Annotated in this window: 19 protein-coding genes and 1 pseudogene; 6 read left to right on the top strand and 14 right to left on the bottom strand. The window is 44.4% G+C overall.

Features of this window, described 5'->3' with window-relative positions:
• Positions 1–283: 283 nt before the first annotated feature.
• A complete protein-coding gene (locus QUA57_RS26300) occupies positions 284–1300 on the bottom strand; it encodes a tyrosine-type recombinase/integrase (RefSeq protein WP_333064690.1) in 1017 nt (338 codons plus the stop codon).
• 132 nt (positions 1301–1432) lie between these two features.
• Here QUA57_RS26300 and QUA57_RS26295 point away from each other — a divergent pair, with 132 nt between their 5' ends.
• The gene (locus QUA57_RS26295; protein WP_333064689.1) at positions 1433–1663 is read left to right on the top strand and encodes a hypothetical protein; all 231 of its coding nucleotides are present in this window, start codon (positions 1433–1435) and stop codon (positions 1661–1663) included.
• Positions 1664–2031: 368 nt separating this feature from the next.
• Positions 2032–2880, top strand: coding sequence for a hypothetical protein (locus tag QUA57_RS26290; protein ID WP_333064687.1), 849 nt, complete (start codon positions 2032–2034; stop codon positions 2878–2880).
• Between the two features lie 298 nt (positions 2881–3178).
• On the opposite strand, the gene QUA57_RS26285 is transcribed toward QUA57_RS26290, so the two are convergent.
• From QUA57_RS26285 to QUA57_RS26250, 8 genes and pseudogenes are all read right to left on the bottom strand, one after another.
• Complete coding sequence (locus QUA57_RS26285; RefSeq protein ID WP_333064685.1) at positions 3179–3595, bottom strand: hypothetical protein; 417 nt, start codon at positions 3593–3595, stop codon at positions 3179–3181.
• Positions 3596–3754: 159 nt separating this feature from the next.
• Positions 3755–3865: pseudogene (locus QUA57_RS26280) on the bottom strand (tyrosine-type recombinase/integrase); the annotation flags it as partial.
• A 259-nt stretch (positions 3866–4124) separates the two neighbouring features.
• Positions 4125–4976, bottom strand: a complete 852-nt coding sequence (locus tag QUA57_RS26275; protein ID WP_333064683.1) for a hypothetical protein — start codon at positions 4974–4976, stop codon at positions 4125–4127.
• Positions 4977–5273: 297 nt separating this feature from the next.
• Complete coding sequence (locus tag QUA57_RS28805; RefSeq protein ID WP_445304509.1) at positions 5274–5558, bottom strand: tyrosine-type recombinase/integrase; 285 nt, start codon at positions 5556–5558, stop codon at positions 5274–5276.
• Positions 5559–5659: 101 nt separating this feature from the next.
• The gene (locus tag QUA57_RS26265; RefSeq protein ID WP_333064691.1) at positions 5660–6355 is read right to left on the bottom strand and encodes an arylamine N-acetyltransferase; all 696 of its coding nucleotides are present in this window, start codon (positions 6353–6355) and stop codon (positions 5660–5662) included.
• 330 nt (positions 6356–6685) lie between these two features.
• The gene (locus QUA57_RS26260; protein WP_333064680.1) at positions 6686–7162 is read right to left on the bottom strand and encodes a hypothetical protein; all 477 of its coding nucleotides are present in this window, start codon (positions 7160–7162) and stop codon (positions 6686–6688) included.
• Positions 7163–7313: 151 nt separating this feature from the next.
• Positions 7314–8123, bottom strand: a complete 810-nt coding sequence (locus QUA57_RS26255) for an SAM-dependent methyltransferase (protein WP_333064679.1) — start codon at positions 8121–8123, stop codon at positions 7314–7316.
• A 54-nt stretch (positions 8124–8177) separates the two neighbouring features.
• Positions 8178–8333, bottom strand: a complete 156-nt coding sequence (locus QUA57_RS26250) for a nuclease A inhibitor family protein (RefSeq protein ID WP_333064678.1) — start codon at positions 8331–8333, stop codon at positions 8178–8180.
• A 253-nt stretch (positions 8334–8586) separates the two neighbouring features.
• Here QUA57_RS26250 and QUA57_RS26245 point away from each other — a divergent pair, with 253 nt between their 5' ends.
• Together QUA57_RS26245 and QUA57_RS26240 are read left to right on the top strand one after the other, a co-directional pair.
• Positions 8587–8847 carry a hypothetical protein gene (locus QUA57_RS26245; protein WP_333064676.1) on the top strand — a complete coding sequence of 87 codons (261 nt, stop codon included), beginning with the start codon at positions 8587–8589 and terminating at the stop codon, positions 8845–8847.
• A gap of 541 nt (positions 8848–9388) precedes the next feature.
• Complete coding sequence (locus QUA57_RS26240; protein ID WP_333251433.1) at positions 9389–10105, top strand: leucine-rich repeat domain-containing protein; 717 nt, start codon at positions 9389–9391, stop codon at positions 10103–10105.
• A 118-nt stretch (positions 10106–10223) separates the two neighbouring features.
• Here the strand turns inward: QUA57_RS26240 and QUA57_RS26235 are convergent, their stop codons facing one another.
• The 3 genes from QUA57_RS26235 to QUA57_RS26225 form a co-directional block, all read right to left on the bottom strand.
• The gene (locus QUA57_RS26235; protein WP_333064673.1) at positions 10224–10586 is read right to left on the bottom strand and encodes a hypothetical protein; all 363 of its coding nucleotides are present in this window, start codon (positions 10584–10586) and stop codon (positions 10224–10226) included.
• Positions 10587–10895: 309 nt separating this feature from the next.
• Positions 10896–11546, bottom strand: a complete 651-nt coding sequence (locus QUA57_RS26230; RefSeq protein ID WP_333064672.1) for a hypothetical protein — start codon at positions 11544–11546, stop codon at positions 10896–10898.
• Positions 11547–11562: 16 nt separating this feature from the next.
• Positions 11563–12453, bottom strand: coding sequence for a hypothetical protein (locus QUA57_RS26225; protein WP_333251430.1), 891 nt, complete (start codon positions 12451–12453; stop codon positions 11563–11565).
• A gap of 266 nt (positions 12454–12719) precedes the next feature.
• On the opposite strand from QUA57_RS26225, the gene QUA57_RS26220 reads away from it, so the two are divergent.
• Together QUA57_RS26220 and QUA57_RS26215 are read left to right on the top strand one after the other, a co-directional pair.
• Positions 12720–13478 carry a phytochelatin synthase family protein gene (locus tag QUA57_RS26220; RefSeq protein ID WP_333064668.1) on the top strand — a complete coding sequence of 253 codons (759 nt, stop codon included), beginning with the start codon at positions 12720–12722 and terminating at the stop codon, positions 13476–13478.
• A 132-nt stretch (positions 13479–13610) separates the two neighbouring features.
• Entirely contained in the window at positions 13611–13925 is a 315-nt protein-coding gene (locus tag QUA57_RS26215; protein WP_333064667.1) for a YciI family protein, read from the top strand.
• Between the two features lie 7 nt (positions 13926–13932).
• Here the strand turns inward: QUA57_RS26215 and QUA57_RS26210 are convergent, their stop codons facing one another.
• Together QUA57_RS26210 and QUA57_RS26205 are read right to left on the bottom strand one after the other, a co-directional pair.
• Complete coding sequence (locus tag QUA57_RS26210) at positions 13933–14184, bottom strand: pirin-like C-terminal cupin domain-containing protein (RefSeq protein WP_333064666.1); 252 nt, start codon at positions 14182–14184, stop codon at positions 13933–13935.
• Positions 14185–14325: 141 nt separating this feature from the next.
• A partial coding sequence (locus QUA57_RS26205) for a CHAT domain-containing protein (protein ID WP_333064664.1) occupies positions 14326–14724 on the bottom strand: 399 nt, incomplete at its 5' end.

Below are 14724 nucleotides of genomic sequence, written 5' to 3'. Positions count from 1 at the left end.
TCAAGCGGGATCCGCTAGGGGACGATCGCCCCTTCCATTATATAATCATCCGATCACAATAAATCCACCCTGCCTAAGACAGCAGCATAAGCGGAAGGTGAAGAATCGCCCCCCAATACAGCATCGCCTTCTCTTGGTTGATTGGAATTTTCTGCCATTGCATTTTTATGGTTGATAAGGTTTCATTTTTTTATTCTACTCAAGCTGCTAATTGTTACTTCATTTGGGAGTGACTGATATGGATATGTGTTAACCATGCGAGCCGTGGCAACCGTTCGATCGCCTAAAACATCCCATCAAGTAAGTCGGTAACGTCCCTTTGGTCGCGTCCCCGGTTATCGTCGTACACCATCAGGGTATTCAAATTCTTGTGTCTGCTGAGTTTCTGCACCTTCCGTACATCCCCGTCTGTTGCGTCCAGTGCCGCCGTGATTGCCGAGTGACGGATGCGGTGAGGTGACATTTGCTTGGTAATGCCAGCACTTTCACAGTGACGAACAATGATTCTTCTCAAACCGTCGCCCGTCAGCCGATGACCTGTATTAGCAAAATCGAGGGCCGTGAATAGTGGGGCATCTTGAGATGAATTGCCGCCCCTGGCGTCCAACCAGTCGGCGATCGCCTGAACCGTCGCCGTTCCCAAGTCCACCACCTCAGCCTGCGTCCCGCGTCCCTTCCCAAAAATCCGCAAAGTCTTACCGGCCGGGTCAAAATCTCGAACGTTCAACTGACTAATCTCATTTCGTCTCAAAGCATTGCCCCACAGCAGTCGGAGCAAAGCATAGTCCCGCTTACCAGACAAATTTGTCCGATCGCACTGCTGCAAAATCCGCTCAAAAGTGGGTCGGTCAACCCCAGTCGTATCGCGGTAGGAAGTGACTTTCTCCCCCTTGATGTCGCCTAGCGCATAATAATGACACGCGCCGAGCTTGCGACCCATCTCCACCAACGACTTGATAGCTGCCAGCCGCCGATTAACAGTCGCTTCCTTTAACCCTTTCTCAATCAGCTTGGCTTTATACTTGAGAACCACCGCCACGGCCTGACGCTCTTCCAGGTGCAGGAACTCCAAAACGTTGTCAGGGACAGCGGCAGTGCCCGTCATAGTTACTAAAAAATCATTCACGTCCCGCTCATAGGCGCGTCGTGTATTTTCGGAGCCCTGGTCGGCGAGTAATCGTTTGAGCACGTCAGGGTCAGTATCTAAAGTGTCGAAATATCTTTCAATTTTGGCATCGAGGGAAGCTTCAAGGCGGGCGATCCTCTTCGAGGGCTCCGCTAACGACAGTTCTGCTTTCATGATTTTTTGTTATTGATAACGCGAGGACTAAGCCCATGAACAACAGCAACGACGACCTCGAATCCCTTATCCGCTCTGCTAGCCCGGAGGGTCACAGATCCGAATTGATTCCTGTGACCATCACCCCGCTCGATGGCCAAAGGATACCTCTCCTTCGGGGTGACGATGGCGAGGGAGATTGATCAGAGCGTGATTGACGATTATGCTCAGACGATGCTATATGGCGAGTGGAAAGCTGGCTCGATATTGATTTTCTCTGAAGACTACAAGATTATTGATGGCTATTACCGTTTAGCCGCGGTTGCCCAGTCAGGGGTAGCAGTCGAATTCTACCTAGTCAGGGGAGTGCCTAGCAATCTCTAATCCCAGTTGCCCCATCCGTTTTACAGATGGGGCTTCATTTTTACCCGCTAGCTATCGTCCAATACTCCTAGCCGCTTACACAGCACAGCCCCCCAAAGACAGAACCTAATTTTACCCCCAGCCATCGTAAAGCTATGTTATTGTAGACCGGGATGCGTTTGACCGGGGAGCGTTCAAGGCGCAAGGGGGAGGATTTGAGAGAATTAATAAAGCGTTTGATGGGGGGTTAGAGGAGATTTTAGTGGAAATTAGCAGTAACCTTTGGGACAATGCAAGTTAGAATTTGTAGAACTTGAACAATTAGAAAATTTTTTAAGAGTAACACACAGGGTTGCTCTGAATATTTTTGTTTTTTTTTCAAAGTGACTATGAATAATAGTACCGATAATATACCTAAGCATCGCTCCCTATTAAATACCAAAGCTACGGTAATTTCGCTGGTAGTAATGGTTATTGGTTCGTTGAGGTTGCTGTTAGAGTTCTTTCCCTGTCAATCGAGAGAGCGATTTATTCAATGGAAGCTAGATTTTTGGCTTCTTACTACGGGAATTTTGTATTTATTTTTTATAATTCTCTTTCTCTGGCCGATTTGGTGGTCAATTTATTCAGGTAACAACTTAGCTCGAAAACACATTTCAGCTATAAAGATTTCTTTAGTTTGGACAATAGCTCTCTTATATCCTTGGCTTATTGGGCTTAGTATACCTACGATAGCTTTTCCGAAAATCTATACTTTTTTGAGGTCGGGAGTTGCACTACTGGTACTCAATCGGAGTTTTTGGAAGCAAATCGAGCCACGGGAGAGAAAAGCCGCTCTAGTTCCTTGGGGAATTAGTGTAATGTTTTGCTTGGCTATCTTTTTAAGCGAAACCCCTTATATTACGCCTAAAAATTTCAATTCAAAGTTATCGCAATTTGAAGCTGTAGTGGCTTTAGTTGATTCCGGGAGTTTGACTCCTAATAATGAGGGTTTTGCCGAGCTTCCCTGCCGATATAGCTATCTTGCAAATAGGGCAGTAAATTCATTCGAGGATATATCAAAATTACTAAAGAAGGAGAAGCGAAAATCATTCAATTCCGGCAACGGACTTATGGATTTGGAGATGGAGCTGCTGATTTTATTTACAGGTCAGATAATAAAGATATCTCCCGTCCTTATGATTCAATGGGTAATGGAGTTATTAAAGTTAAAGACCATTGGTTTTGGCAATCTTTAAGTTACTAAAATTGCTAAACTGTTGAAGGCATATTTTAATCAAGAACCGAGTGAACGCAACGACTGATATTGTCCAAAAACTCTGGAGCTTGTGCCACGTCCTGCGGGATGATGGCATTACTTATATAAAGCCCTATTAGGGATTGAAACCAAGCACACTTGATTCCGTTTAATTCGTTTTGATGCCTGCTTTTTTGACTAAAAAGACCAGCCGACAATCTGTTAGTGATCGCCGAAGCGATTGCCTGCTGCGACAAATAGGGGTTCTGTTTCCATAAAACAGGGTTAAAATACTTATTCTATCGTCCCAAAAATGGGTCGTTTGAAGATGTTTTATGCAGCAACTGATTGTAAACTGGAACAGTATCCACAAAAATTTCGAGTCGAATCGTGTTTCGGTCGCCCCTTTGGAATGTGACAAGGTACAAAGTCTCTGATCTGTCCTCACTGAATGGATATTGTGGTCGATATACAGTTCCTCTTACTTCAGATCCTGTAGCGTTAATTTTTTTGCCGTTGACTCGATTGATTCCTTTAAGAACATAAGCTCCCGGTTCCCAATAAGAAAGCTTAATTGTCCATTCCTTTGAGGCGAATATTCCCGTTAAAAGTGGACAATTGTTGTTTTCTTTATCGCCAATTACCGAGAGCTTGCAAGGTTGAGCTTGTGCTATATTAACAGGCTGTGACAAGGCGATAATCAATGGAATAAACATAGGTTTTTAGAGGAAACTATTAGAAGTATATACGAAAAATATGGATAGTTTAAATCGATCGGTTTTGGGCTGTCTTTTCCTCAACGCCTTCAACTTAAATCGCATCCGGCTCGCCCGCTAAGTTATCAGATACAGAGCACTAGAATCATTTGGTTTTGCGTGGAGATACCTGCTAGTTGTAGCAATCGACGCATGGCCCAAAGTTTGACTCAGCAAATGAATAGGTGCTCCCCGGTTCAGCGCGTGACTTGCATGGCAATGTCGCAACCAAACCAAGCCCAACTATGCCATGTATGAAGCGAGCGCTACTGTATTAGGTTGGATTCTATAGCAGTCTTTCCTTTCAACCCCTAATAGGTCTTTAAGTATTTTGCAAGGCTATTCAATAAGTTCGCAGCAACCAGATACTAAAGCGCCATACCTATAAAGTGATGTAGCGAATAAGAGTCTTTCTTAGAATCCCCGAACTGCTTACAAGTTGGGGGATTTGTTTTTTTTTCGGTTCAGGTTTTGTTCTAACTTTTGGGAATTAGATTCTAGGTGGCACAAATGCAATGGCCCCTGCTCCACGCTCCTGATTCCCGCCACGGCTTACTGCTATTTGAGAGGGAAAAGATTCTCCACTGGTTAGCCCGAAAGTGCTATGCAGAACCCAGGCCCCATCGCTTGAACTGACCCCACTGAAGTATGCGTGTTCTCGAGCGCTTTGAACCGCAGGTAGGAGGAGAGTGGCCTCAACTGAACTGACCTCAGTGAATTCTGACACTGCTTCTTGACTGCGCTGAATCGCGGAGAGTCCCGGGAATCCGGCGAAAGAAAGTTCATCGTTTAAGGTGTCAGTGAACGCCACGCCCAAAGGTCTGAGTTGCTTAAGTTTTTTTTCTGTTTCACCGCTAGGCTCGGAGTTACCCTGCCCAGTTAGGATATCGTTACCTCTGCTCTCGGTTGACTCTCCTGTGGCGTTGGCAATAATTAGGTTTTTTAGAGTAACCTTTGTTGAATCATCAACTGGACTGCTTTCACTGGTTAGCGAAACCTTATAGGGAAGGGGAGTGTTCGTAACTAGACTGGCACTACCGACTATCGTAAGATGCACACTGGCAAGCGCACTAGCCCCATCGCTTTCTGCTACTTCGGAGGAAAGAACTTCACCCTCTATGGTGGCAGTGAACGCTGGGCTTGGATTAGTTGCTGGGAAAGGGATGGGGGTATTTGCAAAAATAGGACGAACTCCGGTGGCACTCTCAAGTAGGGTATCCTGACTCTCACTGTCGGTTGATTCATACTCTGAATCAGCAATGGTATCTTTCAAAGAGTCGGACTCGGAGTCATGATTACTGCTCTGCAGCACAATATTCCTATTACTTCTTGGCATCAACATTGCTTATTTCTCCTAATTACTTGTAATTTTGTGTTTCAAGTGAGTTAAAGCGTCCCTCAGACCAATAACATTTGTGTTGGTTTTGAGGTTCTGATTGACTGCTTGTTACTGCGAGCGAGAGTCTACATGGAAAGCAATACGGTTAAGTTAACAATAGTCCGGACGGTTCTTACATGGCCCAATGGTTTATGCTCGCTTGACTTCGCAGCCCCTGTGGATAATTAAATCAATGTTAACTCCACCCCTGACTTACATTTAACTCGATAATTTTCTGATATAACAGCCTCAACCTTGCTCTTACATCAGATACAGGCCGCTAGAATCATTGGGTTTTGCGTGTAAATATTTAGAAGTCGTGGTCACCGACGCATGACCCAAATTTTGACTTAGCAAATGAATCGGGGCCCCACGGTTCAGCGCATGGCTCGCGTGGCAATGTCGCAACCAGTGAGCGCTAGTCTTCTCCGAGATGCCCGCGCGTTTCTCCGCTTCCTTCACCAAGTGCGTCACCGAAACCCTGTGCAAGCGCCCGCCGTTAGTTGCTTTCCGACTCCTGAAAATCGGCGAGCGAATTCCCAGCATCCCCTCTGCTCTTCAGAATTGCCAGATACAGAGAGGCAGGAAGTAGCACCACACGAGTTTTGCCGCCCTTGCCATAAATCAAAAGTTGCCCACTTTCACCGTTAGGTCATCGCACACGATCGCTCAATTAATTGTTGTAACATCCGATCAATCTCAGTGAGCGCTCCCAGGTTGAGACAAAAAACATTCTCAAGGGTAGCGCGTAACTCTGCAACCGTTGAAAGGACACGATGTTCTGTTCGACCATCCAAATAATGCAGCGTAAGCTGATTATTCCACAAGGCATAACGACAATTTGAAGCTGGTTTTGCCACCATCAAGTTAGTAACAAAAATCGAGTGGGGATGAGTTGAAACATACCAATTGCTCACCTCATAATCGGGTAATTCTTGCTCCTGAAGGTCGAATTTGTAAAGGGATTTCCACTCCTGCTTGATATATGCTTGCATAATGTAGCTGCGATCCACTGCAATCAATCGAAATGGTTCATGGGATGTAGGTTGTTCAATATCCGGTGTCAAAGCAAGCGGCGCGGTAAGCGTTAATCCTCCGAATCCCACATCTGCAATGTATGGCTCTCTATCAATATTGACCCACAGCACCATATGGCTGCGAGGTGCGATCGTCCCGGATGGCATATTCCACAGCACGCGAGCTGCTAGATTCTTTACCTGAAAGCCAAGAGCAAACAAAACATCCCGCAACAATGAATTTTGCTCAAAACAATAGCCACCCCGTCCCTCGTTGATTAGTTTTTGTTGCAAGGATGCTAAATCCAGCTTCACAGGTTGTTTCAGGAGTGAATTGAGGTTTTCAAAGGCGATCGCGCGGGGAATGTCGTTGATGAATTGCCTGTAACGTTGTCAGCCTGGGTGAGCAGTCACCACTATAGCCAATTCGTTGAAAATAGGCATCCAGGTCTATCTCAGTCAGTCGTTGTTGCAATTGCATATTTTATTAAAAGCGTTAGGGGCTTTGATTTGACACTCGATCAAGACCGAATCATCTCCAAAGTCAGGCAGCCTTTACGAGATAACGACCAAGCTCACCCGCCGCCGTCCGGGAGCGAGAAACGAGCGGACTGTAGGCGGTCGGGTGCAGCGCCTTGTTAGCCTGTTGTTGGGGCGTTACAGTGCCAGCGCCGTGAAGCCGAGTAACGCCCAATTATTCTTCCGTGATTTGTCATCATCTGTAAAATACTTGTGGTCGAACCAACGGAAGCCAGGTTCTTTTCTCACCGACCCGTCACGCTTTGGCTTGCTCATGTACTCATCGTAGATGTGATTAACTCGGCCCACGAGTTCATCGTGTTTGTAAATATAGAAATCGTTTGTGCCATTGTCGTGCATATTTACCAGAACAACATACAAGTTGTCGTTATTCTTCTTTACGCTCATGTTTGGCCCGAATTTCCAACCTTGTGTGTTGGCGATTGCCATAGTTTTGACTTGAATCGAGATTGTTCTTTGGCCGAAAGTATCCGAAGCCAGAACATCAAAAATCTCGTTATTCTTTGGCGTGACAAGTGCCAAAACTCCACGTCGGCACAATTCGGCACAAACGTAGTATTCACCTGCGGCACCAATGAGGTTTTTCGAGAGCATGGGCGTTGCTGATTTAGGGTATGAAAGGCTAATAGGCAAGTCATAGAAACCAGTATCGACAAAGCTTAGGGATTTTCAACTTATTTTTTTCATACCCTGGTTAAGCAACGCCACCCAAAGTATGGCAGTAGCAAAATGCAACAAATTGATATTAAACGTGTCCTGTTTTGTTAGCGGTAATGAAAAAGATATGAGGGTCATCAATAATAGAACGCGGTGAAAACTGAAAGGTAAAACGTCCAAATGAAGCTCCATCTTCACCGGGTTGAATGGCAAAAGCGTTCCAGCCATACTCGGCAAAAAAGGATTCAGGATGATTGCAACTCGATTGCCAATATGAAGCTAGATCGCCGGAACTGTTGAGGATTGCTTCGTTGATAAGATCCGCTCCCAATTTGCTACCTGGTAAGGTTATGGCATTAATAGTTGCCATCAGCTCGTTCACTTCACCTTCACTCAAATAGTAGAGCAATCCTTCCAATAACCATACCGAGGGTTCGTTTGCTCGATAACCCCTTTCGACTAACGGTTGCACCCAGGCCTCTCGCAAATCCATCGCCAGCACGTGCCGATGACATTTTGGCGTTATGTCTTTCAATATGTTTTCTTTATAATCTAAAACTGATGCTCTATCAATTTCATAGTAATGCGTTTCCGGGTGCAAATCTAGCCGATATGCACGAGTATCCATTCCGGCCCCCAGCAACACGACTTGGCGGATGGTGTGGCTATATTGCATGAGGAAGTCGTCGAAAAAGCGAGTTCGCACTGCAACGTAAGGTCGACCGTTCGCTTCGTATTCTTCTACTTTGGGGAGCATTAGTTCCATTGCTTCGATTCCCGCCAATTGTTCGGAAAACGGATCGTTAAACAGCCGATTGGTTCGTTTGCTCTCAAATGCTCGACTGGCGGCCATCAATCGAGCTGTAAAACTAACTTGGGCTTCCGTATTATGTGACATAATTATTAGAACACTATTATTTATTAGAACTTAGAACACTGATACAATCATATACTACGTCTCCACCAGTTTAGTAGATAATCCAGCCCAATCACAGCCATCCGTCACCCCAACAATGTAAGCATCGATGCTTACGTTACCAACTTGATAAACCTGGATGTTGGATAAGTTCTGCTTCAACACTCTCACCAAGTTCTGAAAGCGTTTCACTGTTTCCCGTTCTTAGCGTTGCTTAATCAGGGTATGAAAAAAATAACTTGAAAATCCCGAAGTTTTGTGGATACTGGTTTCTCTGACTTGCATATTGAGCACGTCATACCCTAAATCTGCAACGCCCTTTAACTTTCGCTTCAAATCAATTTTACAGTTTCACGCTTGCATCGCCTACTGTCTCGGGCTATACCTCTGCTGACATAACGCATCCTTTGCTAATCTCAAAGCTAGTTCTTTACCGCAATTGCTCATGGGTAGCCAATCTACAGCCAAAACTATCTTTCTCCTCGCCTCTATGGTGGGCTGGCTTATCGTTGGTGCATCTTTGATGTATCTTTTTCCGGTCGTCGCAGATTGGTTAATATCCTCCGATCGCACCCATCTATGGATGCAGACCCTCAGCCGTAGCGGTTACAATCCTATGCTGGCTTGGGTAGGAGGAGGCATCACTCTGGTTATTACCGTGTCGGGGTATATCCTCTGGCATCAGAGGTTTGAAGGCAAGATTTAGAGCGATGGTCACAGATCGATTTTGGAGCGATCGAGTTCTGAGTTCAAAGAAGTGTGGGAGGCCTTTGCGGTGAGGCGTAAAAAAAGCCTCCTAAGACGACTATCAGAATTTTAGATATTTATGAGTGCTGGTTGGATACAGCCGTGCTTACTTGTTGGAAAACAGCTAATGCTCTATTTCTGAATCTTTGGGCTGCTATAAAGCAAGATAGTATTAATGAATCTGAATTGGCAACAGTTATTAAATTCTCAGTGATTTAGTCTTTAAGTTTCTGCTAGATTGCCTTTAGGTCTTAATAAGAGCATGGATAGTAGAGATTGAAAGCTTAAATTTTATTTCAATATGCTTTCCAGCTTATCTACGTTACCTTAAGTCTTTTCTCATTTGATGAAAATTAGGCGTAATAACCTCCCATTCTTTTACCGGGATTGAGGGCTATGTCCTTGATTTTATAAAGCTTTTGATGGGGTTGTCACCCCGTCAGCTACCAAACAAAAATTATTGTCATCACAATGAAATGAATCCTACCGAGACCAAGAATATGACGCGAGACGAAGCAATTCGACGAATTGACCGGGCAGCCCAGGAAAATTGGAAGAAACTGAATTTGTCGGAATTGGACTTCGAGGAAGTGCCCTCGGAAATTGGCAAATGTACGCAGCTTGAGACGTTCGTGTTAATGGAATTCCAGTTCATGCCATTCCCTGAAAAACGGAAAGAAAGGGGAAAACGGCTAACTAAGTTTCCTGATGCTGTTCTTCAGTTAACCAACTTAAAAATACTTAACCTCTATGGCAATGAGATAACCGAAATCCCAGAGGCTATAGAGCAACTGTCCAATCTTACACTGCTTGAACTCGGTCTGAATCAGATTACCTCCATCCCAGAAACCATCAGGCAACTGTCCAATCTTACACTGCTCTACCTCGGGCACAATCAAATAACTAAAATCCCAGAAACCATAGGGCAACTGTCCAATCTGACAGTGCTCTACCTCCAGGGCAATCAGATTACTTCCATTCCAGAAACCATAGGACAACTATCCAATCTGACATGGCTTAACTTCAGTCACAATCAAATAACCAAAGTCCCAGATGCAATCGGGCAACTGTCGGATCTGACACGCCTCTACCTCGTTAACAATCAAATAACCGAAATACCAGAGGTACTCAAGCAAATGTCGAATCAAATCAAGGTTGATTTCGATAACAATCCAATTACCCAAATCCCAAAGGCGATTGAGCTGCTATCCGATTAGACACAGTACCCTGATAGCATTGACTTTATTCAACAAATCCGCATATCCTGACCCAGGGCTTAACACTTCTATAGATTCATCAGTATCTAAGCATTTCCCCGCCTAACCTTACTCCTCACTAGCTAGAAAAACCCATTGGATGGAAACCAGAACGAGACGATGAATTCAGCCCCTTAAGAATTTCTCGAACTTTTACAAAATCTTCTTTGTCCAAAATCTCTACATGAGCCTCAATTCTGAAAATATCATCAAGTCTTTCTTTGTCATTTTCTATAACTTTTAATATCTTCACAACCTTACTTCCAAACGAAAAGCATTCGTCACCGTAGTGAAGAATCAGCTCAATGTCATCTCCTACTTGTAAGCCCAAATTAAAATTGTACTTAGCAACTTGCATTGACTTGACTTTTTCTTTGTCTACGTCTTTATCTACCTCTTTTTCTTCAAGAATGGAAGGAATCATTACAAAATACTCAAACATACAACTCGCTCCTAAATATATTAAAATAGTTTAGCTATGAACTTGTTTTGTTTCATAGTATTTAAGATTTATTTAATTATTCAAGTTAGAAAAAATTATAGAGAATAAGAGTTTTATTTTTCATCAACTCTACGGGTAGCACTTCCAAATCCTAGATAGGGAAACAAGCGTTTTCCCGCCTAGATTTTTAGTGGCACACCCGCCCTGTCACGGCAAAAATTGTAGAATTAGATGCTGAGTGCTGGCATCGGTTTTGACAATCTTAGGGGTTGCAGGCTTAACAAACCCTCAATCTGCATCTGAAAATTCTCACGGGTTGGGTCGAACGCAGCGATCGCCCCCATCGGGAAATTTCTCGTTCAAACTCCGATCGAAATAATACTGACACCAAAATTTTGCGACTTCTAACAACCTGGGTACGGATTCAGCAACGATACCCGAACCCGACTGCAATCCATAGCCTTCTACATATTCTGCTGCTAGTTTGTAAGCCCAATAGGGGAAATCTGTCTCTACAAAACAGCGCAGTGCATACTCTAGCTTGAGTAAATCTCCACTGCGGACAAAGCGCACCGTTGTCCACCTAAAATTGCGGTAGTCATCCCCTTGCAAGCCATCAATATCTCTCAACAAGCTTCTCAAAGATTGCCGACTTTCGTAACTAGGGTTTTCTCGGTAACTTTGCATCAGCGCGATCGCTTCATCCACTAATTGTTGTTGCTGTTCCCATTCTTCATCTGTGAAATGTTCTGGACAATTTGCCTGATTTATCTGTTGCTGCACCCGTTGGGCAATGTAGAGAGCAAACTTTTCGGCAGCAACTTCATCAGGGCACAGACTTTTGATACTCGTCAGCCTGGTTATCGGTATGGCAAATCGAGCTTGTTCAACTTCTTGGGTAGTTTGAATCCATTTTTTTATTTTTTTAGCAATAGCAAGCTGTTGTTTGTTTTGTTTCATTCTAAATTACCGACTCTTAATATCCTGATTGAAGCAACGCTCCCGAGAGCAAATCTGTTAGTTGGAGTGTAACAGCCCACTGGTTTAAGTAACCGAGATCGAGTCGTTCCCCTTGCACCTTCAAAACTCCCAACACATCCCTCCACTGCTTTTGGGAACCGCCAGGAATTAGTTTGTACCAACTGAGTTTTTGCAGGACGATATCTTCGGGCGAGTAGATGTAAATTCCCTCTTCTTGTAAGCCGCTAACAGGATGAAGCTGACGGCGGCTCATCACCGAAGTGGAAAAAGGGTCATCGCTGCTCATCACAAAAATGTCTGCTTTCTCCATAGAAGGCAAATATATAACATTGAACGATGATTCGCGGGGTGCTGTTCTTGATTTAGCAATTGCTTCAGTCACAGCCGAGTCGCTGATGTAAAACTCACCTGACATGGCATCAATTAGTTTCTGTGCTGTTTGCGCTTCCAGGTCAATCACTAAGTCCAAATCTTGCGTAGATCTGTTTTCTCCCAACAGCGAACTTGCCACCGAATCTCCCACCACATAGGGAATCTTCAGCGGTAGCAAGATGCTGGCTATTTTTTGCGCTAATTCGATCGGATCTGCAATCACGAGTTCACCCCAATCTTTACTGTCTGATAAAACTTCTATCCACTCAGCACCCAAGCACCTTTTAATAAATTCTTGCCGAACTTTTGCCTCAGTAGCATTGGGATACTGGTTCTTTATTCCACATATTGCCAACCTTCGCACCGCTTGATTGAAAGCGCAAGTCCGCTGTACTTTTTGTTGGGGCGTTAACTGTCGCAATAGCTGAAACATCAGCACATCCGCCTCAATGCTGGTATCGATAGATTGCGGCTTGTATCCTGATTTGACTGTGACTGTTGGCATTGGTGGCATGATGCAATCTTGCTCCCAGGCATAGATTTCAAAATTATATTACAGAATCCAAGTTTTTCAGACCGCTTTATAAAAATGATATTTTTTCTTAATTATAATGAAATTTTAACCATGAAAATACTTGCTATAATGATGTCCAAAGCAAAGGTGATATGTACCAAAGCCACTAACTAAATGGCAAGATTTAGACGTTGTAAGTTTAATTATCCAACGACCAATTCTGACTAAGCTTTTTTTACACAATTGTTCGGGAGAAAGATGAAGATATGGACTTAAATCAAACGTCTAGCAATCACCGATGGCGAGGGCGACTAATAAAAGCTGGAGGGGGTATTCTACTAATCTTTGGCACAGGTTTAAGCGTTTTTACCTGGAAAGCCTTCTCGCCACCTTCTGTTGAACGGCTACCACTTCCCCAAACTTTGGTTTCTTTAGAATCACCCGAAGGACAACAGCTACTGAACCCGAGCAAGAGCAAACAGGATTTTCAACCGCTGAGCACCCACATTGAAACTCAAAAACGTCCAGCATATTGTGGTGGGGCTAGCAGTGTGACGGTTCTGAATGCACTCGGCAGCAAAAAACAGGGATATCGCACCCTAACCCAAGACACCTTTTTTGACGGTCAAACCCAGAATATCCGTTCTTCTTATGCCGTCACTTTTTCGGGGATGACTCTGGATGAATTAGCAACCTTACTGAGAAGTCACAACGTCAAAGTTGAGGTCTACTATGCGTCGGAGACAACACTTAACCAATTTCGCGCTCAAGCTAAAGCCAACCTTAGCCGTTCCGGCGATTATATAATCGTGAACTACCAACGCTCTGTTTTGGATCAGGGTAAAAGCGGGCATATTTCTCCCCTTGCTGCCTATCACGAGCAAAGCGATCGGTTGCTGATTGAAGACGTAGCCAGTTATAAATATCCGCCTGTATGGGCTTCTACAGAGAATCTTTGGAAAGCGATAAATACTACTGATTCAACTTCCAAAAAGACACGGGGCTATCTAGTTGTACGTCAGTAAAATAGAGAATTAGGAATTGCATAGCTGGGCTTCAATCACTTACTCAAAAATGACAATACTGCCGATGTGACCAAAAGTAATTGGAGTATTATGCTATTTTGATTTGAACTTTATCAGTTTTGGAAAAGCATTATGGCTAAACTTTTTGCGGTTGTTGTAGCAAACATTCCCGAGTATTACGACTACAAAATCGCTCATCCAGAACACGACCAAAATCAGGTAGCTTGGTTTCGCGAGCAACAGGAAAAAGGAATACTGCTGTGCTGTGGTCCGTTTTCTCCCCATGATGGAACGGGGCTTTGGGTGATCCAGGCAGAAAGTGTGGAAGAGGCCCAAACAATTGTTAACAGCAGCCCCCGCGCGCGAGATTGTATGTTAGCAGAATCTACCAGAGTAGTGGAGTGGCAGGTGCATATTGGGCGTGAGCGTTTTGAAAAGAGTAAATAAGTAGGGGCTATTTTGGCCGCGGGATAAACTCTGTCGCTTGAGGAACCTGAGCAAACCGTCCCTCTCTCCAATCGAGTTTGGCTTGCTCAATGCGCGAGTGGCGACTCGAAACAAAATTCCACCACTTATGCCGCTCACCCACAGGTTTACCGCCAATCACAATACAACGAGCCTTGCCCGATGCAGAAATGTTTACTTTAATGCCTGAAGTTAGAATCGCCAACCGATGCTGTGCTAAAGCCATCCCCTCAATCCTCATGGCTCGATTAAAAATATCTTAATGTGACGGTCAAAAGGCGGAATGTAAGATGTAGGACACGAGAAAAAGGATAATTTGGCACACTAAGTACGGAAGAAAAAGTATTAGGTTTCTTGACGATAAGAAATCAGCTTTTCCGGGTTAACGTTTCTCTGCTTCGCCAATGAGGGTAAAAGCAGCCCAATCTACAGGATTAGGATGTTTGACCAATGTCACCAGCATTGCCTTCCGTAGCGCTTGGGCAATATCAGGCGTTAGCTGCATCTGTCGATAAAATTCCGCCATCAACTCGGCTGTTGATTCGTCAGATACTGACCATAGAGAAACTACAACACTCGGAACGCCTGCTGCAATAAACGAGCGTGATAAACCAATGATGCCATCACCTGTAATACGACCGCGGCCTGTATTGCAAGCACTCAAAACGACGAGTTCGGCATTCAACCTCAAATTGAAAATTTCACTAGCAGTGAGTAAACCACTGTCATCCTTGCTTGGGGCAAGTGCGATGACTCCAGGTACCCCCAATCCCTCCACGTC

Source organism: Microcoleus sp. Pol7_B2, from assembly GCF_036701035.1.
GTDB lineage: Bacteria > Cyanobacteriota > Cyanobacteriia > Cyanobacteriales > Microcoleaceae > Microcoleus.
This window is presented reverse-complemented; position numbering and strand designations above follow the sequence as displayed.

Bases quoted from the DNA above. Each gene is read 5' to 3' on its own strand.
- QUA57_RS26230 (WP_333064672.1), bottom strand. From the start codon at position 11,546: ATGAAACAAAACAAACAACAGCTTGCTATTGCTAAAAAAATAAAAAAA.
- QUA57_RS26225 (WP_333251430.1), bottom strand. From the start codon at position 12,453: ATGCCACCAATGCCAACAGTCACAGTCAAATCAGGATACAAGCCGCAA.
- QUA57_RS26235 (WP_333064673.1), bottom strand. From the start codon at position 10,586: ATGTTTGAGTATTTTGTAATGATTCCTTCCATTCTTGAAGAAAAAGAG.
- QUA57_RS26240 (WP_333251433.1), top strand. From the start codon at position 9,389: ATGACGCGAGACGAAGCAATTCGACGAATTGACCGGGCAGCCCAGGAA.
- QUA57_RS26210 (WP_333064666.1), bottom strand. From the start codon at position 14,184: ATGAGGATTGAGGGGATGGCTTTAGCACAGCATCGGTTGGCGATTCTA.
- QUA57_RS26295 (WP_333064689.1), top strand. From the start codon at position 1,433: ATGGCCAAAGGATACCTCTCCTTCGGGGTGACGATGGCGAGGGAGATT.
- QUA57_RS26260 (WP_333064680.1), bottom strand. From the start codon at position 7,162: ATGCTCTCGAAAAACCTCATTGGTGCCGCAGGTGAATACTACGTTTGT.
- QUA57_RS26255 (WP_333064679.1), bottom strand. From the start codon at position 8,123: ATGTCACATAATACGGAAGCCCAAGTTAGTTTTACAGCTCGATTGATG.
- QUA57_RS26215 (WP_333064667.1), top strand. From the start codon at position 13,611: ATGGCTAAACTTTTTGCGGTTGTTGTAGCAAACATTCCCGAGTATTAC.
- QUA57_RS28805 (WP_445304509.1), bottom strand. From the start codon at position 5,558: ATGCTGGGAATTCGCTCGCCGATTTTCAGGAGTCGGAAAGCAACTAAC.
- QUA57_RS26220 (WP_333064668.1), top strand. From the start codon at position 12,720: ATGGACTTAAATCAAACGTCTAGCAATCACCGATGGCGAGGGCGACTA.
- QUA57_RS26275 (WP_333064683.1), bottom strand. From the start codon at position 4,976: ATGTTGATGCCAAGAAGTAATAGGAATATTGTGCTGCAGAGCAGTAAT.
- QUA57_RS26285 (WP_333064685.1), bottom strand. From the start codon at position 3,595: ATGTTTATTCCATTGATTATCGCCTTGTCACAGCCTGTTAATATAGCA.
- QUA57_RS26290 (WP_333064687.1), top strand. From the start codon at position 2,032: ATGAATAATAGTACCGATAATATACCTAAGCATCGCTCCCTATTAAAT.
- QUA57_RS26300 (WP_333064690.1), bottom strand. From the start codon at position 1,300: ATGAAAGCAGAACTGTCGTTAGCGGAGCCCTCGAAGAGGATCGCCCGC.
- QUA57_RS26245 (WP_333064676.1), top strand. From the start codon at position 8,587: ATGGGTAGCCAATCTACAGCCAAAACTATCTTTCTCCTCGCCTCTATG.